At 55.4% G+C, this 19,313-nt stretch carries 18 protein-coding genes; 16 read left to right on the top strand and 2 right to left on the bottom strand.

The window, feature by feature from the left end; all coding sequences use genetic code 11:
- Nucleotides 1-43 precede the first annotated feature (43 nt).
- From ACODSM_RS20760 to ACODSM_RS20740, 5 genes are all read left to right on the top strand, one after another.
- A complete protein-coding gene (locus ACODSM_RS20760; protein ID WP_488806750.1) occupies nucleotides 44-592 on the top strand; it encodes a putative pterin-binding protein in 549 nt (182 codons plus the stop codon).
- Nucleotides 573-2,234 carry a GGDEF domain-containing protein gene (locus ACODSM_RS20755; RefSeq protein ID WP_488806749.1) on the top strand — a complete coding sequence of 554 codons (1,662 nt, stop codon included), beginning with the start codon at nucleotides 573-575 and terminating at the stop codon, nucleotides 2,232-2,234. The genes ACODSM_RS20760 and ACODSM_RS20755 overlap by 20 nt, the downstream gene beginning before the upstream one ends.
- A gap of 23 nt (nucleotides 2,235-2,257) precedes the next feature.
- The gene (locus tag ACODSM_RS20750) at nucleotides 2,258-2,620 is read left to right on the top strand and encodes a response regulator (protein ID WP_110960445.1); all 363 of its coding nucleotides are present in this window, start codon (nucleotides 2,258-2,260) and stop codon (nucleotides 2,618-2,620) included.
- Between the two features lies 1 nt (nucleotide 2,621).
- On the top strand, nucleotides 2,622-3,236 hold the full coding sequence (locus ACODSM_RS20745; protein ID WP_209816524.1) for a chemotaxis protein CheC: 615 nt from the start codon (nucleotides 2,622-2,624) through the stop codon (nucleotides 3,234-3,236).
- 676 nt (nucleotides 3,237-3,912) lie between these two features.
- Nucleotides 3,913-4,902: a TniQ family protein gene (locus tag ACODSM_RS20740; RefSeq protein ID WP_488806748.1), complete on the top strand. Its 990-nt coding sequence runs from the start codon at nucleotides 3,913-3,915 to the stop codon at nucleotides 4,900-4,902.
- A gap of 18 nt (nucleotides 4,903-4,920) precedes the next feature.
- Here ACODSM_RS20740 and ACODSM_RS20735 read toward each other — a convergent pair whose 3' ends face one another.
- On the bottom strand, nucleotides 4,921-5,958 hold the full coding sequence (locus tag ACODSM_RS20735; protein WP_488806747.1) for a hypothetical protein: 1,038 nt from the start codon (nucleotides 5,956-5,958) through the stop codon (nucleotides 4,921-4,923).
- A gap of 55 nt (nucleotides 5,959-6,013) precedes the next feature.
- Here ACODSM_RS20735 and ACODSM_RS20730 point away from each other — a divergent pair, with 55 nt between their 5' ends.
- From ACODSM_RS20730 to ACODSM_RS20710, 5 genes are all read left to right on the top strand, one after another.
- Nucleotides 6,014-6,535 carry a helix-turn-helix domain-containing protein gene (locus tag ACODSM_RS20730; RefSeq protein WP_488806746.1) on the top strand — a complete coding sequence of 174 codons (522 nt, stop codon included), beginning with the start codon at nucleotides 6,014-6,016 and terminating at the stop codon, nucleotides 6,533-6,535.
- A gap of 266 nt (nucleotides 6,536-6,801) precedes the next feature.
- Nucleotides 6,802-7,809, top strand: coding sequence for a hypothetical protein (locus tag ACODSM_RS20725; RefSeq protein WP_488806745.1), 1,008 nt, complete (start codon nucleotides 6,802-6,804; stop codon nucleotides 7,807-7,809).
- Nucleotides 7,806-10,073, top strand: a complete 2,268-nt coding sequence (locus ACODSM_RS20720; RefSeq protein ID WP_488806744.1) for a hypothetical protein — start codon at nucleotides 7,806-7,808, stop codon at nucleotides 10,071-10,073. Before ACODSM_RS20725 ends, ACODSM_RS20720 begins: the two co-directional genes overlap by 4 nt.
- A gap of 10 nt (nucleotides 10,074-10,083) precedes the next feature.
- Nucleotides 10,084-11,520, top strand: coding sequence for an ATP-binding protein (locus ACODSM_RS20715; RefSeq protein ID WP_488806743.1), 1,437 nt, complete (start codon nucleotides 10,084-10,086; stop codon nucleotides 11,518-11,520).
- Nucleotides 11,517-12,857: a TniQ family protein gene (locus ACODSM_RS20710; RefSeq protein ID WP_488806742.1), complete on the top strand. Its 1,341-nt coding sequence runs from the start codon at nucleotides 11,517-11,519 to the stop codon at nucleotides 12,855-12,857. The genes ACODSM_RS20715 and ACODSM_RS20710 overlap by 4 nt, the downstream gene beginning before the upstream one ends.
- 40 nt (nucleotides 12,858-12,897) lie before the next feature.
- Here ACODSM_RS20710 and ACODSM_RS20705 read toward each other — a convergent pair whose 3' ends face one another.
- On the bottom strand, nucleotides 12,898-13,131 hold the full coding sequence (locus ACODSM_RS20705) for a helix-turn-helix domain-containing protein (protein WP_488806741.1): 234 nt from the start codon (nucleotides 13,129-13,131) through the stop codon (nucleotides 12,898-12,900).
- A gap of 179 nt (nucleotides 13,132-13,310) precedes the next feature.
- Between ACODSM_RS20705 and ACODSM_RS20700 the strand changes: the two genes are divergently transcribed.
- The 6 genes from ACODSM_RS20700 to ACODSM_RS20675 all read left to right on the top strand — a co-directional run bounded on the left by ACODSM_RS20700 (nucleotide 13,311) and on the right by ACODSM_RS20675 (nucleotide 18,805).
- A complete protein-coding gene (locus ACODSM_RS20700; RefSeq protein WP_488806740.1) occupies nucleotides 13,311-13,796 on the top strand; it encodes a hypothetical protein in 486 nt (161 codons plus the stop codon).
- A gap of 266 nt (nucleotides 13,797-14,062) precedes the next feature.
- A complete protein-coding gene (locus ACODSM_RS20695) occupies nucleotides 14,063-14,365 on the top strand; it encodes a hypothetical protein (protein ID WP_488806739.1) in 303 nt (100 codons plus the stop codon).
- Between the two features lie 472 nt (nucleotides 14,366-14,837).
- Complete coding sequence (locus ACODSM_RS20690; RefSeq protein ID WP_488806738.1) at nucleotides 14,838-15,128, top strand: H-NS histone family protein; 291 nt, start codon at nucleotides 14,838-14,840, stop codon at nucleotides 15,126-15,128.
- 219 nt (nucleotides 15,129-15,347) lie between these two features.
- A complete protein-coding gene (locus ACODSM_RS20685; RefSeq protein ID WP_488806737.1) occupies nucleotides 15,348-15,854 on the top strand; it encodes an SMI1/KNR4 family protein in 507 nt (168 codons plus the stop codon).
- 49 nt (nucleotides 15,855-15,903) lie between these two features.
- Nucleotides 15,904-17,430 carry a hypothetical protein gene (locus ACODSM_RS20680; RefSeq protein WP_488806736.1) on the top strand — a complete coding sequence of 509 codons (1,527 nt, stop codon included), beginning with the start codon at nucleotides 15,904-15,906 and terminating at the stop codon, nucleotides 17,428-17,430.
- 13 nt (nucleotides 17,431-17,443) lie between these two features.
- Nucleotides 17,444-18,805: a hypothetical protein gene (locus tag ACODSM_RS20675; RefSeq protein WP_488806735.1), complete on the top strand. Its 1,362-nt coding sequence runs from the start codon at nucleotides 17,444-17,446 to the stop codon at nucleotides 18,803-18,805.
- The last annotated feature ends 508 nt before the right edge of the window (nucleotides 18,806-19,313 follow it).

Below are 19,313 nucleotides of genomic sequence, written 5' to 3'. Positions count from 1 at the left end.
ATTCCGGGCCCTGGCGCGCTGGTGGGATGTGAAAGTGGCGACGATGTTGTTCCGATTTCTGGCGGCCCTGCGGGCCCGCACAGGCACTGCCCTAGTGGCCCTGCTGGGCCCCTTGAGCCTGTGCCTGCCGCTGTGGGCCCACCCCGCTCCGGTGTGCCCCGCCCCCCAGGGCCGCAGCGTGCTGCGACTGCAGCCTGCGGGCGACGGCCCGGCACAGGCCTGCGACCTGCAGGCCCTGGAGCGGCTGCCAGCGCGCGACATCACCACCGCCTTGCCACCGGCGCTGGGCCTGGCGGGCGAACACCGCTGGACTGGTGTGCCACTGCGCCACCTGGTCGAGCAGCTTGGCGGTGGCGATCGCAGCCGCATCGTGCTGACGGCCCTGAACGACTATGCCGTCGAGATCCCCTGGAGCGACCTGCTCCGCTACAACCCCGTACTGGCCTACCGGCGTGACGGCCAGCGCATGGGCATCCGCGACAAGGGGCCGCTGATCCTGATCTACCCATTCGATGCCCATCCTGCCCTGCAGCAAGGGCAGGACTACGTCAACCGCACCATCTGGCAGGTCCATGCAGTCTCCGTCCGCTAAGCCGCAGGCGCCCACCACCGGCAGCCCCCGCACGGCCTACCGCCTCCTCGCCCTGGTGGTGGCCATGGCCCTGGGCACGTCGGTGGCCCTGTGGTGGACGCTGCGCCAGGCCCAAGACCTTGCGCAGCCCCACCAGCAAAACGACCTCTGGTACATCGCCAGCGTGCACAACGAGCTGGCGCGGGTGAGCCTGCTGGCACGCCAGCTGCGGGCCCGGGAGGCCAGCGCGCAAGACCTGATCGACCGGCTGGACGTGCTCTACAGCACGCTGGACACCACAGGCCGCGGGCCGCATGTGAGCACCCAGCTGCGCGATGCGCTGCCGGACACCGCGCAAGGCCTGGACAACTTGCGCACCCAGGTCGAGCGCTGGTCGGCACTGGCCAGCGCGAACGCAAACACCAAGGCCAACGAATCTGGCAGCACCGCAGCGCGGCGCACAACCTCCACCACCGCACCACCCCAAGCACTGCGCGTGGCCGAGGACATCACCCGCCAGTCCGACGCTTTGCTGGAGCGCCTGCGCCAGGCGGTGGCCACCGTGCACTTGTTCAGTACCCAGCAGACAGACAAGGCGCGTCGGCAGCTGCACCAGCGCTTCATCGTGCTCAGCGTGGTGCTCAGCGCACTGCTGGTGGGCACCACGCTGCTGATTGCGCGGCTGGTGCAGGACGCACGCGCCGCCGCCGCCGCGTCGCGGCAACTGGCGCAGACCAACCGGGAGCTGGAAGACCGCGTGGCCCGCCGCACACGCAAGCTCGAAGAAAGCCGTGCGCTGCTGGGCTTCATCCTGGATACCAGCCCCAGCGATGTGCTGCTGGCTGAGGTGGAGAGCGGCCGCGTGCATTTCATCAACCACCGGCTGACCGAGCGGCTAGGCCTCCCGGCCGCACCCCAGACCCTGTTCCTGCCCGACCTGCTGCACGACCCCGATACCCGCCAGCGCTTCATGCAGACCCTCGACCAGTACGGCCAGGTCGATGCCATGGAGGCCCAGATCGGCACCCATGCTCCGCGCTGGAGCTCGCTGTCGGCACGCCTGATCGATGTCGAGGGACGGCTGGCCCACCTGCTGTGGGGCTTCGACATCAGCACCCACAAGGCCCTGGAGGCCCAGCTGCGCGAGCTGGCCACACGCGATGCCCTCAGCGGTCTACTGAACCGCCGGGCCTTCATGGAGCGCAGCACGGCCTTGTTCGACCACTGCCGCCGCCACGGGCAACCGTGCACCGTGATGATGATCGACATCGATCACTTCAAGCGCATCAACGATCAGCATGGGCACCAGATGGGGGACACCGCCATCCGCGCCTGCGCCGACGCCATCGGCCAGGCCCTGCGCGAGGCAGACCTGCTCGGCCGCCTGGGGGGCGAGGAATTTGCCGCGCTCCTGCCCCACGCCAGTGCCGACAGCGCCCGCCAGGTGGCCGAGCGCATCCGGGGCGCCATCGCGCAGCTGGGGCTGGTGTCGCCGTCCGGGCATCCCGTCACGTTCACCATCTCCATCGGCATGGCTGCCAGCGAGCGCCACCACACGGGCATCGAACCTCTGCTGGCCGATGCCGACGCGGCGCTGTACCGCGCCAAGGCCACCGGCCGCAACCGGGTGCTGGCCCACGAGGCCGCCCTTCCCGCCCATTGATCTCCACCCACGACACAACGACCATGAGCCTTCGCCTTTTGATAGTGGATGACAGCCGCATGTCCCGCCTGATCCTGCAGGGTCTGGTGCTGCAGGCCCACCCCGACTGGACCATCGTGCATGCCAGCAGCGGCGAAGAAGCCCTGCAGCAGGTGCGCGAGAGCCCAGTGGATCTGGTTTCCATGGACTTCAACATGCACGGCATGAACGGCCTGGACGCCGCCCTGGCGCTGCGCCAGCTGCTGCCCCGGGTGCCCATTGCCATCCTCACGGCCAATGTGCAGACTGCGGTGCAGGAGCGCATCGAAGAAGCGGGCATGGTGTTCATCGCCAAGCCCATCACCGCGCAAGCCGTTCAACAGCTCGCCGCCCTCGCAGGAGCCTGACATGCCCATTCAGCTAGACGCCGAACAGATCGATGCTCTGAGCGAGATCTTCAACATCGGCGTGGGCAAGGCCGCTGCCGCCATGGGCAGTCTGCTGCGCGACGAGGTGCTGCTGTCGGTGCCGCATGTGAGCGTGTTCACCGTGAACGAGGCGGCGCAGCAGTTGGGCACCCAGGGCCACCCCATGTATGGCGTGCGCCAGCCGTTTCGCGGTGTGCTCAATGGCGATGCCTTGCTGATCTTTCCGGGGCACCGCAGCCTGGAGATCGTGCGCATCGTCGCCGGGCAGAACGTGCCACGCGAAGACCTGAGCGCCATCGAGCAGGATGCGCTGACCGAGGTGGGCAATGTGATGCTCAACGCCTGCATCGCAGCCTTGTCCGACCTGCTGGGCCACGAGTTCGAGCTGAGCCCGCCACGGTTCGACATGGGCGACAGCCGCACCATCCTGGGCACGCGCATCCAGAACCACCTGGTGGTGTTCCTGCACATCCGCTTTGAGCTGCTCAGCAGCCAGATCGAGGGCTTTGTGGTGTTCGTGCTCAACACCACGTCGCTGGAAGGCCTGCGCACCGCCGTGAACCGGCTGCTGGGCCGTCCTGTGGACGCCGACTGAGGCCCGAAGCGGCCAAGCGGCCGCCAATGGGAGCCGCGCGCTGCACAGGCCCTGTGCGAAACTCGCGGCTGTTGCCTTCCGGCCCTGCCGCCACCCCGCCAGCCCGCTGTCACCCTGTGGTAGCTGGCGCCCCTGGCGAGACGGGCGCTGGGCTTACTGCCTCCAGGGAGTGCACAACATAGTATAGAAATTTCTCCAAGGAAGGCGTTCACTCCACCCGCACTCTTGAGCGCCACATAGTTTTGAAATTCGCTCTTTCGAGGTCCATCAACTATGTTAGTGAGAGGAACATAGTTACGAAAAGCTTTGTCAGCCAACACAATTCCTACCTGATTCGAATGCATATTTTTTGGCTTTACCATAAGCCGAACGGCCGACTTCAATAGCGTAAAGTCGTTTTGCCAGTTCGCGCCTAAAAATCTGGTCCGATCGGAATTTGCAAGACTGAATCGGCGGCATATACTGCTCTTTCGCACAGCATTTCCTTCGTCATGCCGTATTGCCAATGATTCCCTCTTTCCCTAACGGTGCAACATTTCGGTCGCTTCAGATTTCGTCCGTGCGAATAGGTCGACATCGATCCATTAACGCGATAACTCGAAGAACCTATGGCGGAACGCTGTTGAGTAGCCATTTACACTTGGGGTATCGGGCAAATCGGTTTGCCGAATGCGTGATGAATGGCACAGTGAGTGGCAATGCCCTTATCGATCATCACACTTTTTTTCCTCTTATTTCAGAATTTTTTAGCACTGAAGTCGCTCAGAAGTGGAGGACCGCGCTGATCCAGGGCGATCTGGCAATTCACAAAAGATTCAGAGCGACCGTTGCATTTCAAGACCTAATCTCTAGACATTGTCGTTTATGCCCACATTGCGTTGAGGAGGATCTCAGAAGGCATTCTATTTCCTTTTGGCGAGTTTTTCACCAAATATCTCTCCTTGATAGATGTCCAGAACACAACGCCCCACTCCGAGTTCAATTTTCATCTCGATTCGAAAGAGCAACCGCCTTTGGAGACGAGACTAATCTCCCTCATGATGAGTTGTTTCGACATGCTCCAGCAAAATCGCAGACTTTTAAAACGGCACAGAAAATATCTACAAGCATCGCATCTCCCCTGCAGGCAGCAATTGCGAGAGCCTTTAACAAAAATGCTCCAGAGATACGCCCCGAGCTTAGAAAAGCTGTTTTTTCTTGGCATAAAAAAAGAAGCGCCCAGCCTAGCGATGAATTGGCCGAAAATTTTAAAGCATGGTGCGAGCGTGAAGAGCTTTTGCAATTTTTGAACATCAACGCTCATCAGCTAAAGCATTTTTTTGATTGTGGCGTGACCAACAACATCGTACTAATACTCATCGCATCGGTTTTTTTATGGAACCAATTACCTTCAGATCAACAGGAGCTTCTTCTAAGTGCGGTCACTGTAGATCAACAATCAGCGACAGCAGTGAAGAAGCATGGAAGTATGCACTCAGTTCTGGAATCTGAACTAATTGGATTGATAACTCGATTCAACCTTCCACATGAACTCATCTACGCCATCCTCAATGGAGAAAGTCATCACAGATACATTGGCTCCTTAGATTTTTTGAACCTAGAGCAATGCCTCTCCGAGCAATCTCGAAATTATTTCAAGGAACTACGCGCGAACCACCTTGGATGACAATGCCGCATCCTAATTTTACTTGCACGCACAACTGATTTTTGCCCTTACTTCAGGTGAGAACATTGCTCCCATCTCCCCTCTCGATGCGGACATAAGTGCGGCAGTATAACTACTTCTTTGCTCCCGTATGAGTTGAATTGCATCGTGTTTTGAATATTCAACATTCATCTGGATTTGGATTGGGTATGCAAGCTTCTGGATATTTCCCCCGAAGTCACCCGCATAGAAAAACTTATTGAAGTGTTTGACGTGTGCCTGACGGCATACGCCACGGTGATGCACAACAAACTCGTTACGAACGACATTGAGTATTTTTAAGGCATTGACATAGTGAGCAGATGAATAACTCAATACCGATTCGCACTCATAGGTTTTATGAATCAGGTCCTTCTGGATCAGCTCGAACAGTGACCTCGAAACCCCTCGCTCATAGAAATCATCTCCTCTTGTCAGCATCACCAAATAAATACTCTTAACGATCTCAAACTTGGGGGATTTGTCTAGAATATTTGCTTCTCGAAGAAGATATACAAAAGCTCCCAAAGCATCAAGAGGGCTTAATTCGGAAGTATGCTCCACCCGGATTGAAACCCCTACATTGAGCGGTAAATAGAGAACATTCCGGATTTCTCCGATTTTTATTTGAACTTCAGGCGCGAACCTTTTAAGGACACTCTTAAGGCCTTGCGAATTCGATGGTGGCCGATCAAGCAGATCCCATAACGGATGAGTTATCACTCCTGAAAATCGATCAATGCGATATAAGAGGCTATTTTGAGGAACGCATTCTCCTCTCGCGTAGCGACTCCACTTGTTTCGATGCATATGTGTCCGGCTTCCCTTCTCCCCAGATACAACGTATCCCTCTGGCTCTAGCTTCTTACCAAGAGCGTAGGGTGAAGCTGCCCGATACCAAGCCGCCAGCTCGCGAAACCAATAGATAGTCTTAAGCGCATCTGCTGGGCCCTGAGACTTGCCGGCGAGACTTCGGAAGCGCGGTCGCTTAGCCAGAGCACATATTTGAATGAGGGAGAGAGAAGATGTCTCGATCATGAGCGGATCGTGTACTCGTACGGCACTAGGGTAGGAATTCAAACAATCCTACCCCTTGGCGGTACTGCCAGCCCTTCTTAGCATCCATCTCAAAGACCAATTCTTTGGACTATTTTTCTTCCAAATTTTGATGACTTCTTTGCAGGAACTGCTTCAGTTTCCCGTGCAGCTCCGCCGAGCAAGGCGCCATCGCGCGAGCAGTCAGAAAGCGTTGGCACTGGAACTAGGCATGGACCAAGCCTTCCTGTGCGGCGTTGAGAAGGGTCGCCGCCCACCGTTCAACGATGAGTTGCTCGCGAAGCTCTCGAAAGCTCTGTCGCTTTCGGATCAAAGTGCCCACCTCCTGGCTTGGTCTGCCAAGCACGACCGGTTTGTCAGATGTGCTTGGGATGCAACCGAGTCGCAGGAAGACGTTGTCCTTGTGTCCCAGGTTCTCTGTACGAGCAGCCAACTGAACTCAGCCCAACGCCAAGGTCTTCGACAGTACCTGGAGTCTGTTCGCATCAGCGCAGGGCAGCTCGAATCACTAACCAGCGGCCTTGTCACATTGATCGGATCTGCAGGAGGACAGCAATGAAATAAAAAAAAGGCGAGCACAAGGGCTCGCCGGGTAAGTCTTGGCCTAAACCAAAACGTTGCATTGCTATTCTCAAGCCAAGACCCACCGGCGTCAATGCCGCGCCATGAGTGCATCCCATGGCTGAAAGAAATTTGACTCATATCAGCTATCAAGTTGATTGGCGCTGGTCAATTCTTTCTGCACGCAGCCCTACGCAAATTTGAGAGTTCGGAGCAGTCCGTCAGGCAACTCCGATTCATGACTCACTTCATTCGGAGGACGCCGTGCGTTCTGGCTGGCCCGATTATCCACGTGCGAATTCTGTTGCGCTTGAAGCTGGCTACAGCGCACCTTATCTCCACCTACTTGAAGACGATGTCACGATTTCGTCTCGAAACTTTTCCCACTATTCGCAAAAAAAGCTAAATGAAGTCGCGCGATCAATCCGGTCCGGAGCCGGCCAAGGCTTCGGAGATAACTACCAGCCTTGGATTCGGATTAGAAGAAATTTCTCATCGCCGGTTAGCTACCAAGTTTTTTCAAGCGTAGCCATCAACGCACGAAACCATCATTTTCTAAGCCAGCTAGAGTTCCACACGGCTCTTTTATGTTCCTTTGCTGGCGCTACAGATCTGCGAGAGTGCCTCCCTCTGTGGCCCGCTGAGCATCCTCATCCTGGCTTCGACGAAGCGCCTGGTGCGCCCCTCGTTCCTGGACTATTGGATATCTCGCATCAGTTGGGCATAGATCACGGCTGCTTTGTCGGCACCAGTGTGCCCTACGTGGCATCGATTGACTTGGTTTTTCGGCCACCGGGGAATTCCAACGGCATGTTGACGGGCATCAGCTGTAAGCCGAGATCTATTACCGACCAAAGCTATAGAGCCCAAGAGCGGATAGCGCTAGATGCAGGATATTGCAAGGCGATTGGCGCTTGCCACATTCATGAGGATGGCACTTCTATCAATCCTGTAGTTATCAAACAGCTCCTTTGGCTCGTCCCTACAACGGAAGAACTACGACTGCATAAGGGTACGCCTAAGCTTGCAGATTATGCTGCAACGTTCACCGAGAGATCTACTCACCAATCGCTTACTGGCGCCGCCATTTACTCAGGCAAACGTGTCGGGCTAAATTTTTGGGACTCATTTCTATTTTTTAGGCTGTCGTTCTGGCTTCATTTAATTGATATTGATGTGACGAGGGAGATCGACACAACGAAGCCTCGGATCGGTGATGGAGGGCGCACCATTTTGCGCTTGCGCAACCACTATTTCGGATACCTCGCATGACCAAAATCTGGGCTGGATGCGCCATTTATCATCACAACCCGAACCGCCCTGCTGAGCTTTACGGCAGAGTAGTTTACTTAGATTCCCATCGCGATCTCGTCGTTATATCTCCATTCCCTCGGCGAAACAGTAGCGGACACGTTAGTCACTACATAAAGCAGCCATTATTCAGGAGGCTATCAGCAGTAGCAAAGCAAATACAAGACAAAGAATACTCCATCGTTCAATTTGAAATCCCGTCATACTGGCATTATTCAGACGAACAGCTATTAATTAATAGATCAGAGGATTTGCTGAGGCACACAAGGCGCCACACTAATGTATGGCTAAAACACCGAGACGACGCATACGACTTGATTCGACCTTTTGTTGAAGGCCGTAGTATCTCCGATATTTTGCTGGACACGAATTTCTCTGGCTGGCCTGCCAAGCGCGCGAAGGAGCTGAAGCTCAGTGGCGCGGGCAAAGTATATCGATCATTGAATGCTTACATTCAAGCATTAGGACTAGTCAACGGACTACTCCCTAACTATTCAAACTGTGGATGTCCCGGAAAGCAAAAGTTCAGTGCAAGAAAAACTGGTCGCCCTCGCGAACATAACACAGAGGGCGAAGATGATGGGATCAACTGCTCGGCCGACGTTAGGGCGGCTTTCGCGCTCGGGTGGAAAAAGTTCAAGAAGCCATCAGTCTCCGTGAAAGATGCTTTCCAAGCAACTTTGGAAGAGTTTTTCGTCCAGTCGACTTCTTGGAGTGGAGATCGCGCGAAAGTAAAACTGCGTCCTGAAGCACTTCAGTACTCTGAAGAGCAGTTTGAGTATTGGGGCACTCACTCCGAAGAGGCGCTCTCAGCGCTTCAAATTAACAAGGGGGAAACAGAGCAGCAGCGTCAGTACGCAGTTCGGCAGACCCGATCTGCCAGCAAGTTTGCATCTGTCAATAGCGATGCAATGCTAGACAGCACCAGTTGCGATCAGACACTGGTCTCTTCGGCTTCTAGGCTGCGAGTGTTGAGTTCGCCTTGGAAAACCGAAGTCATGGGAGCGTACGTAAACTATATATTTGGTCATCATGTTGGTTTTGAAAGTCCTAGCTCGACAACAGCGCTTATGGCAATTTGTCACGCAGCCGAGTCCAAGGTTGATTACTGCGAAAAATTTGGATTTCCAATCAAGGACGAAGAATGGTTATCTATGAGGTTTTCCAAATTCTTGCTAGATAACGGCGAAGGAAAATCCCAAATGGTGATGAACACTTTTGAGGAACTTCAATGTGGCGCGATTTATGGTGCTGCCTACAATGCGATAAATAAGGCTACCCAGGAGTCCTCACACAACAAAGGCCACAAAGCACTTGATCACAAAATTCCAGGCTCCACCATGGGCAGGAGAAAGCGAAGGGGTGAACCAGCACGAGCCCTGTTTGCGCGGTTCACTTTTGATGAATACCTTGAGAGAGAGATTGAGCGCATACACTTTCACAACAACATCGAGATAATCCACCCACCTCTTATCGCCATGCGCCGAGACTGCATAGATGGAACGCGTAAATCCGTGGTTGAGTGGCTAATCGCACACGGCAGATTTAGCTCCGTGAGCGCCGACTACGACCGCCTAAAAGTCAGATGTCTTCCTAGGATTTGTGGATTTCTCGATTCAAGAGGAGTACAACTTTATGATCCATTGTCAAACAATAAACGAGTAATTTTTGGATTGGAATATACCAACTCCTGGGTTCACCAAAAGAGCATCAAAATGCTTCGCAATGGAAAGAGGAAGAGTGTTGTTATTCATATCAATCCTTCTGATCTTTCTCAATGTTGGTCCAATTTGGAGGGAGAGCTTCGCCATTTGACGCTCCGCACTCAAGACCCTCAACTGCGTCTCATGACTCTTCTTGATTGGCTACACGTATGCTCGGACGACAAACGTGCACTCTTTCGATCAAAGATCAAAGAGACGGTTGCCGGAATTGAGAAAATCGCGGCGATCAAGAGGACTACAAAGATCGCAGATAGAGAGCGGAAGCAGGAAATCAAGTCACTCTCTCATACTGTCACGAAGACTGAATTGCAGAGCAATGTATCGTTGAATACGTCAATTGAAAGATCTGCTCGTAGCGGCATCCCTAAACTGCCTCCCAAAGCTGAGGCTCAGTTGACACAGAAGGCGCCCACCTCGGAGATTGAAATCACCGATTTCGCTGCTCACCCTCCAGTCGGAGATGATATGGCAGATGTAATGCAGGCACTCAAGGATAGCTGAGAGGTTAAAAATGAATAATCCCCTCCGACATTCAATAGAGCAGATGCGTCAAAACCCTCTTACGCAGCAACTCCCAAAGAAGCTTAATCAACTAGAGATGGCGCTAGCGCTGAGAAATAGGCCCATCAATCCGGAGCACGTGCGAGAAATATCGATGGAAGATAGAATCTTCTTGGTGGAGCGCTTCAAGGCCATATTTACTCCATATTCTGCTTGCATCACTGCAGCCATCGCAATACAGGATCTACTGCACTCCGGCCTGAATGCAAGAAATCCTTTATTGGCGCAAAATCGCAACTTCGTATTTTCCTCTGCCCTATTTAAAGGCACCGAGGCAAGCCAGCTTGAATGGTGGCCAAATTTTGCATCAGGTATAGTTATCGAGGGGATTACTGGAACCGGGAAATCTCAAGTAGTTGACCGATATCTCAGCTTCCTTCCTCGGACGATAGATCACGGCCCCGGCCCCGGTTGGCAAGCCTTGACACAGCTTGTATATTTAAAGGTTCATATGCCGGCCGATGGTTCTCGCGGCGGATTTCTTGAGCTTGCGTTTCGGGCACTTGATGCGAGCCTCGGAACTTCCTACACCGCAGAGTATTCATCCTCTCGGTGGACGGTCGAGAAAAAGTTAGTCGTATTTTTGCATCTTCTTTCTGTGCATCGCTGCGGTCTTTTGATTATTGAAGAGGCACAAGAGCAGAACCTATCCTCATCGCGCTTCGGCCGTGAATTTTTAACATTCTTCCTGCGAATCCTAAACTGGGGTATTCCAGCAGTCTTGATAGGAAACCCTCTGGCCTTTGATGTACTTCGCGGATTCTCTCAGGATGTTGACAGATTCAGTGAAGGGGGTTGGCACCAGATGCTTCCAGTGCTTGATCCAGAATCCGCAGAGTGGAAAGAACATTGGATTCCGGGACTTTGGTCACCTACCCTGTTGGATAGCCCGGACGCGCTGTATGTACCACACACGTCTCATCGCCTTGACCAGGGACTACCTGGTTTTATCTGGCGGCGGACGGGAGGGGTGCCCAGGTATGTTTGCAGGCTGAGGCGGGAAGTTCAGGAATTCGCGCTCAGGAGGGGCGCATCTACGATTGATGCGGCGATGATCGATCAAGTCTATAGACAGAGTCCAAAGATGAAGGCTCTTCATGGGCGCATAGAAGCTCTGACTGAACGGAACTGGGCAGCACTACAAGCGTTTTCCGATATGCCTGCAGCAATGTTCCGGCGCCTCTGGGAGCAGCCAGAGAGGCCCGTCGAAGTGGCCCGACCAGATGCGACAGCCCCCACCCAAGCCGAACTCAAAACAGAAGCCCAGAAGCGCGCCAAGCCACGTGCAAGAGCGAAGACGGCTAAGGTACGCACCAGACAAGAAGCGTTTCAAGACCGACAAATTGAGGCGCTTCTCTCCGTATCGGGCAAGAAGGGTGGCGAATGAAAACTTCACCACGCCCACTGAAGTTCCTCCCTTCATGGCGTGGTGACGAGACACTCTACTCGTGGGCAGCGGCCTTCCATACAGTGCAGGGAAATGGCTCCGCACGCGATACAGGCTCGACTCTGTTCGGCGCCGAACACGCATGCCGCGACAAAGTAGCTCCGAAAGGCATTGACGAGTTTGTCCATGTCACGAACGGAGCCCTGGGTGACTTGGAGTCGGTTGTTAGGAGGCGCTGTCCGATAGGGCAGTTCATACCCTTTCTACCTCCCGACCGCTTTGAGTCAATGTTGCAGCAACACAGGCATCCTGACTTTGGCGGATGGGGGGTCCAGCTCTCAATGCCTGCCAGCAAACTTTCAAGCAGCACCCGACTCCGCTCTTGTGCCAGCTGCGTATCTAATGACCGTCGCGAGTTCGGGCTACCTCGCTGGAGACTTCCCCACCAACTCAGTGGCTCATGGATGTGCTTGGAGCACGATTGCATGCTCGCTATTGAGGACTCGGGGGCATCTCACTGGCTCCTACCGAAAGAGGACCAGGGGCCCACACTCCATTACCCGTCGTCCGTTTTGGAGGCTTCAGCCCTTCGACGCCTCGCAAAGTTATCGGACGTCGCTTTTCAGGCACCGCAATTGAATGTTGAAGCGATGCGGCAGTCCATCATCAATGGCCTGCGTGAACGCGGCGTTGTGAGTTGGTCTCGGAAACTGGCGCATTCCACGCTAGCCGCATGGTTCGTTGCAGCGCCGATTTCGAGGTGGCTTAGGGAGTTGAAAACGCCCGAGTCCTCACTGTCATCCGGCGAGTGGATCCATGACCTCCTTGGTCGCAGGCGCGAGGGTCACCCACTGAAATGGCTGCTTCTCTGGACTACCGCTTTCGACGACGAAGATCAAGCCGCGAGCCATAGACGTTTTGTTGATCCCTTGGCCGCGCTGTGCTGGGACGTGGATGGCCAAGGGAACCTGTGGGATCCCTCCTCAGCAGATCTGCCAGTGGACACCAATCGAATGGTTTTAGATGCCCCAACTCTCGCAGACGTTGCGAACAGCATGGGCATCGCGCCACAGACGCTACGCAAGCGGATCGGGCAACTTGGCAGCGACGGGGGAGCATTTCGCTCAGTGCATCGGCGACCTGAGAAGGCCTCAGCCGCCGTCCAGGCGATCCGAGAGTTCATTGAGCAGAATCCGGGATGCACCAGGAGCGATGTACATCGCAAATGCAAAGCTGCCGTTGAATGGATTCGGCTCAACTCCCCGGAGACGTACGCTGTAGCTACATTGCCTTTAGAAAATCGAACAGCAGGTCAACAGTGGCTGCCTTTCGACTGAGCCAACCCGAGCCTCGCGGCATTCCATAGATGAAATGCTGCTATCGCTGCAGATCCTGCACGAAGGCAGACAGATCGCCGTCCAGCGCCTCAACCCATAGCTTGAGTTCGATGACATCCAGACGCCTAACCCCAGTTTCGCACTTACTCACTTCCGCCTGCGTCCATTCCAACCGCTTCGCCAGCTCAGCTTGGCTGACCTCTGCAAGGATGCGCTTCTCCCTCAGCAGCTTGAGCATGTGCTGGTACTGGCGGCTGTAGAGCGTCTTCTGCATGGGCGGTAAAGAGCCCATGAGCTTCCATGCGATCTTGGAATATGCGAAAATCGCATTATTTGGAGTTGCCAGCGGCTGGTTTGAATTCGTCTCCTCCAGCGGAAGATTGGTGTGGCAGGGTTGCTGCGTTCCCGGGGGAGGGACCGAAACTGGGCTCCCGCCGACAAATTGGAGGCCGCTTGAGTTACTTCGACAACGTGCGTGGGCAAGAGATGGGCAACACTGGACCCATCGTTTTCGACGTTGCCAACGTCCGATTCGTCGCGAGCTTCCCGAACGATCCGGCAGAGGTCTGGTCCGCCGATATAACGGCACGCCGAAGTGGAGGCGAGACGAGCCTCTTTGAGTCAATTCTGTTTGTTGAGAACGATGACACCGCGAGCATCTACGGAGCCGAATGCAAGGATGGTCGCCCCAAGTTTCTCCGCGAGGACCTGGCGACAAGGCAGCAGAAGTTCATTGAGTTCCTGCGGCACGCAACTGCCTCTGACAATATGAGCTTGGGACCGATGCACGTGATCTTCACCGGCCACGAGTACTCCAGCGAGCTCAAAGCCACAAGGGCCTACTTGGAAGCGCGAAGCTCGGACCTGGATATCGGTGTTGGCTATGTCAACGGCGAAGGAGACTACGTCCTGCTGGCCGTTGCGGCTTTGGACTGCTGAGAAGACATAAGTTGGCTCAAGGAGCGTTGCGAGTAGACAGGGTCGCCAGCCAGCGTTCAAAGTCAGCGACGTAGGCATAGCGATTTCGACCATCTCCTACTGGGCACGCTGAGCCTCGCAGGAAACTTGAAAATGCATCCAGATAGGGTTGGGGCAACGAGTCCACGACGACATAGACAGCGTCGGAGTAGCGATAGGTCTGCACCAGTTCCTTGAGCTCGTTGGGTGTCATAGTGTCTGAATTTTTCCCTCTTAGGGAGTGAGCCATGCAACCTGAAGAGACTTCCACAGCGCGCGTCAAGATAGCGAACACCGGCGGTGACTTAAGCCCATGTTTGTGCCCTCGCTGCAGTTGGCTCGGCACCAACGATCAAACAGGTGACGCTTCTTCCTGCCCTCAGTGCCACGCCAAGGCGAATCCGCTGAGGCAAAAGGGGCTGGACAGCTTGCGTACTCACTATCGGCTGCTTTCAAAGATGGGGTACTCGCCGACGTTCACACTCCAGCAAAAGGACGCGGAGAGGGTTCGCCTGGAGCAGTTTTTCCAGCGCATTGGAGCGCCATTGTGAATCTTGCCGACCTTGAGGCGAAGTATCCGCGAATCTTCACTCAAGGAAAGCCCCGCGGAGGGCCAGGCTGGGTTGCGATGCTTGATGTGCTGTGCACGCGAATTCAAGCACGCGCAGACGAAACTGGGGTGCAGCCCATTGCGCTTGAAGCACGTGAGAAGTGGGGGTTTCTCAGTCTCCGCTTCCATAGGCTCGACCCAGCAGACATATCGATGGTGTCATATGTTGAAGCGCTGTCCAGAAATGTCTGCGAGGTCTGTGGTAGCCCAGGGCGGCACATCGCGGAGAACTACCATCGGACACGGTGCGATGAGCATAGAGACGTGCCGCCAGCGTGGCCTACGTCAGCGCGCTAGGTGTTAAGCGAACAACGGGCAGATCCGCCCATTTGCTGTACCGAGCTTCTGCTGAAATGTTCAGACTCTGTGAGCACCGCTGGCCGTAATATGTCCATCTTTGACTGAAAGAAAAAATGGCCAGCTACAAAGAACTTCTCGCCCGGCGCCAAGACCTGGACGCTCAGATTGAGGCCCTGCGCAAATCAGAGTCCCAGGATGCGCTTGCAACCGTCCGCCAACTGATTGCCGAGTTCGGCCTCACCCAGGCTGATATCTTTCCTGCTGGCCGAGCCAAAAGCCCGCTCAAGGGCAACTCTGTTGCGCCCAAGTACCGCGACCCGCAGACCGGCGCTACCTGGACCGGCCGCGGCAAGCCGCCTCTGTGGATTGCGAACCAAGACCGCACCCAGTTTGAGATCAAGTAACCCCTGCACCGCACGGCTATGGGCATAGACCTCCGATCGATTTCTGACCCTCATCTCACACTTGAGGCACAGTCCCGGCGTCGCAGGTTGGGAGAGCAGTTTGATCGTGCTGCATGCACTGCTGAAGAGTCGCTGCAACACGCCCTTGCCATGCTTAATCAACTGCAGCGCGATCCTCGGTATCAGTCTCGTCCACCCAAGTCCTGACGAGCAACTCTTATGAAGAAGCAATGGGAAAGGCTCGAGGCCTGGCTCAAGACCAACAACTCCGCACTACTGGCCGACCTCAACCCTCCGGCCAGCGAAGCTGATATACAGAAACTGGAACAGCAACTAGGCGTGAAGCTGCCAACGGATTTTGTTGAGTGCCTGAAGGTGCATGACGGGCAGCGGTGCGGGGCGGGCTGGTTATTTTCCGATTCGGAGTTCCTATCGTCGCAACGCATTCTGGATGAGTGGGCGATCTGGAAAGACCTGCACGATGGCGGCGACTTCGACGGTGCCGAAGCCCAGCCTGGGACTGGCATAAGACCAGTCTGGTGGAGCCCGAAGTGGATTCCGTTCACCTACAACGGTGCCGGTGACCACTTGTGCCTAGATCTTGACCCCTCGAACGGCGGTCGGGCCGGTCAGGTCATCACGCTCTGGCACGATGATGGCGCACGCAAGAAAAAGGCCGACAGCTTTGCCCAGTGGTTTGCCGAGTTCGTCGACAAGACTGTGTGATATCTCGAGGTCGCAACAAAAGTCCCAAGAGGGAGAAATGGATTAAATCATGTCCGACCAGAAGCAGCAGCGAATGCAAAAGCTCTTTGATGACTGCCAACAGCAGGTCATTTCCCAGATCATTGGACCCTTTGGCCTATCGATGGCCATGTTCGAGGATCGCAATGGCGGCAACGTCACCACGCTGCACAATTTCTCCCGCGAAGGCGCCGACTACATTGCCGACAAGGATGTGGCCAGTCACAAGCAGTCAAGGAATGATTACGACCGAGAGGAATACAGCGACGCTGCGTTTGCCAAAAAAAGCGAGGAATATCGGGCCAAGGGCAAAGATGGCTATACAGGTAAGGATGTTGCTCCCAAGGACCTGGATCTTGACCATGTGACCTCCCTCAAGACCATCTCGGAGAACAAGAAAGTTCATCTCGCTCTGGAGACTGGCGAGAGCCTAGATCGCGTCAAAAGGATGGCCAACTCGGAAGAAAACCTGGTTGCCACCCACAAGTCGACCAATCGTTCCAAACGCGCTGGTAGCTTGGACGAGCTAGTGCAGCGGAAGGGGGAGGAGTACGAGCTTGATCCGGAGTTGGTGGCACAGGCTAAGCAGACATCGGAGGAGCACATTGCCTCAACGGTCGACACGGCGTTGATGAAAAAGCAGAGCATTGAACTACTCGAGACCGGCGGCAAGCAAGCCGCGATGATGGGAGTGCGCCAGGCCCTGGGACTACTGCTTACCGAACTTGTCAACGGTCTGTTCAACGAATTCAAGGTGCTGATCAAGCAGGGCGTCGAGGCTGGCAAGACACTGTTCGAGGAAATCCGCCAACGTCTGGCGCGCGTCATCGAATCAGTGGTCAAGAAGATCCCTGACGTAGTAGGTCAGATGTTTCAGGGCGGCGTCAGCGGCTTTATGAGCAACCTGCTGACCTTCCTGATCAACAACTTCCTCTCCACTGCAAAGCGCTTCGTCACCGTGATCCGCGAGGGCCTTCTCGGGCTGTTTCGCGCCTTCAGGATGATCTTCTTCCCGCCCAAACACATGACAGGCGACCAGGCACTGCAGGAAGGGCTGAAGATCCTGACCACCGTGGTGGTTGCCTCGGTCGGCCTGCTGCTCAACGAGACGGTGGCCACCTTCATGGCGACCTTGCCATTTCTAAAGCCCTTCGCTGATCTGATCACTCCGGTGCTGATCGGCATCATGACCGGTCTGCTCTCCGCGTTCCTGGCTTATCAGATCGATTGCCTGTTTGATCGCTACCGGCACTCGTTGACGGAAAAGTTCATGGACGAGCTGTTGGCCGACGCCAAACGTCGCGACGAGTTCGCCAATGAGCTGGTGACCCTGTCCGAGAGCTCCCTGGGCAATATCGAGAACTACTCAAAATCGATCACCTTGTATCAACGCATCGGTGTCACCCTGGGTTCAGCGAGCCTTACCGCCAGTGCGACCCTGGCCAGCTTGGAGCAAACCGTTGCCCAAACCGGCGAACAGGTCGCAAGGAGCTTTGCGATGATCGACTTTATCAACGAAAGCCAGTCGGAAATCGATACCTTCCTGAAAACCCTTTGAAAGATCAATGGAGATGACCGCATTGAACAAGCAGGAGCTTCAGATCATCCAAGCTTTTTCTTCCGTGGATGTACCAGAGCGCATCATTCGCGAAAGTAACATCAACCAGCTGATCCAGGACATGACTGCAGGGCGGAATGCGGTTGAGTCCGATGCCCGGCGCCTGGAACATCTGCGTCAGGAAAAGAAAGATGGGAATTTTCTCGGCAACTGGTGGAACGACCGGGACGACAAGGTTCAGGATGCCCAGATTGACCTCAGCAAATCCATCGGTCGTCTGACCCAAAAATCTTCGCAGCTACTGATCGTTAACACGGCGATCTCCAAGGTACTAAACGATCAACAACGCATCCTGCTAAATCAGCAGAACATCCTCAAGCAGCAGACGGACACGCTGAAAGAACAGAACAGCAAGATTTTCGAGCAGCAGAGGCTGCTGGAGAAGCAGCAGCAGGATATCAACCAGGCCAACCAGGGGTTGATGGAGGCCAAGGGGTTGACCCAGGTGCAGGCGAAGCAGTTGATTGGCTGCGTCACTCGAGTCACGGAAGCGGAAAGCCGTATCAGCTTCGCAAACGACGCCTTGAGATCGGCCGTCAAGAATGATCTGAATGAGCACTTCGCGCAATGCCTGGAGCGACTGGAAGCCGGTTTTGCCGAGCAGGAGAAGCGCCGTGCTGATTTCGAGCAGCAGATCATCAGTTCATTTTCGACCCAGTCCGAGCAGGCCCAGGCTGAGCTGAAGCACATCACCGTAGAGAGTGCCCAGCTCAAATCAGCCCTTGAAGCGCAGATGTTGTCGACCATAGCGGCTCTCGAGCAGCATCGCGAAGAATTTGAACAACAACTGACCAGCGCCTTCTCCACCCAGTCGCAACGCGCGCAAGCTGAGTTGATGCGTTTCTCCAACGAAACCGCTGAGTTCAAAATCAACATCGGGCAGCAACTGCAGACACATGTCCAGTCCGTTCTGGAGAAAACCGATGCTCAAGATGCCGCCGCTCAGAAACTGCGTGAGACCATCTCAGCCCAGCTGGAAAGATTCCAGCAGCACATGGTTGCGGCCGTGGAGCAGCAGGTGCTGGTACTGGGCGAGACGGTAAAAGGCGTCGAGCAGAAACATGAAGCTGTTCAGCAGGAGCACACCAAGGCTCTGCAGGCACTGCGCGATTCGGTGGTGAGCAGCGTTCAGCGCTTTGAGGCCAATCTGAGCAGCAAGGATGAAGCACTGAAACGCACTGAGGCACAACTGGCCGCAATGCAAGCTGAACAGCATAAGAGAGCTAACAGCAATCGGCTGGCTTTTGCTGTAGTGACTTGTCTGGTCCTGGCCTCGCTGGGTTGGCAGGTTGCGCAGCACTTTGCGCTGGTGTGACCGTGGTCAGGTTGCTCAACGGCTTGCGAGACTGGACAGTATTGAGCAATCAAATCCGGGGGTGGTCAGGATCGCGTCGGTCCTAACACCCTGAAAAGCTTTGATGCAGCGCAACTGCGTGAGGGCGCTGAACGCTCAGCAACGGCAGATCTTCGAAGAAACCGCGGCCGAGGCTGAGGCCAGCCTGCAGGTCCCACTGCCGGCCCTGGAGGGAACATCCGAGTGGAGCGCCTCGCCCATGGCAGCCACCCGGCGCAAGCCACACTCCCAGACGCAGCCAGAGCTCCTGCTCCGCAGCGATCGCCGCCACGAACGCGAGAACACCACATGCCCACCCAAACCGCCGGATCGATGAGTTGCTGCCGCCACGCTGGAGCACTGCGGCAAAAGGCACAATGCCGTCGCATGAGGCCCACTGAAGCGCTCATCGAACATGGTGGTGAGATTCCCATTGGTGCGTCTATCGGATCAAATGCGCGGCCACCGCCGCTGACCGCTACAACAGTGT

This window comes from Acidovorax sp. FG42 (assembly GCF_057809195.1).
The sequence above is the reverse complement of the archived record's forward strand: the minus strand, read 5'-3'. Positions and strand labels throughout refer to the sequence as shown.

Bases quoted from the DNA above. Each gene is read 5' to 3' on its own strand.
- ACODSM_RS20760 (WP_488806750.1), top strand. From the start codon at position 44: ATGTTGTTCCGATTTCTGGCGGCCCTGCGGGCCCGCACAGGCACTGCC.
- ACODSM_RS20755 (WP_488806749.1), top strand. From the start codon at position 573: ATGCAGTCTCCGTCCGCTAAGCCGCAGGCGCCCACCACCGGCAGCCCC.
- ACODSM_RS20750 (WP_110960445.1), top strand. From the start codon at position 2,258: ATGAGCCTTCGCCTTTTGATAGTGGATGACAGCCGCATGTCCCGCCTG.
- ACODSM_RS20745 (WP_209816524.1), top strand. From the start codon at position 2,622: ATGCCCATTCAGCTAGACGCCGAACAGATCGATGCTCTGAGCGAGATC.
- ACODSM_RS20740 (WP_488806748.1), top strand. From the start codon at position 3,913: ATGAATGGCACAGTGAGTGGCAATGCCCTTATCGATCATCACACTTTT.
- ACODSM_RS20735 (WP_488806747.1), bottom strand. From the start codon at position 5,958: ATGATCGAGACATCTTCTCTCTCCCTCATTCAAATATGTGCTCTGGCT.
- ACODSM_RS20720 (WP_488806744.1), top strand. From the start codon at position 7,806: ATGACCAAAATCTGGGCTGGATGCGCCATTTATCATCACAACCCGAAC.
- ACODSM_RS20715 (WP_488806743.1), top strand. From the start codon at position 10,084: ATGAATAATCCCCTCCGACATTCAATAGAGCAGATGCGTCAAAACCCT.
- ACODSM_RS20710 (WP_488806742.1), top strand. From the start codon at position 11,517: ATGAAAACTTCACCACGCCCACTGAAGTTCCTCCCTTCATGGCGTGGT.
- ACODSM_RS20705 (WP_488806741.1), bottom strand. From the start codon at position 13,131: ATGCAGAAGACGCTCTACAGCCGCCAGTACCAGCACATGCTCAAGCTG.
- ACODSM_RS20695 (WP_488806739.1), top strand. From the start codon at position 14,063: ATGCAACCTGAAGAGACTTCCACAGCGCGCGTCAAGATAGCGAACACC.
- ACODSM_RS20690 (WP_488806738.1), top strand. From the start codon at position 14,838: ATGGCCAGCTACAAAGAACTTCTCGCCCGGCGCCAAGACCTGGACGCT.
- ACODSM_RS20685 (WP_488806737.1), top strand. From the start codon at position 15,348: ATGAAGAAGCAATGGGAAAGGCTCGAGGCCTGGCTCAAGACCAACAAC.
- ACODSM_RS20680 (WP_488806736.1), top strand. From the start codon at position 15,904: ATGTCCGACCAGAAGCAGCAGCGAATGCAAAAGCTCTTTGATGACTGC.
- ACODSM_RS20675 (WP_488806735.1), top strand. From the start codon at position 17,444: ATGACCGCATTGAACAAGCAGGAGCTTCAGATCATCCAAGCTTTTTCT.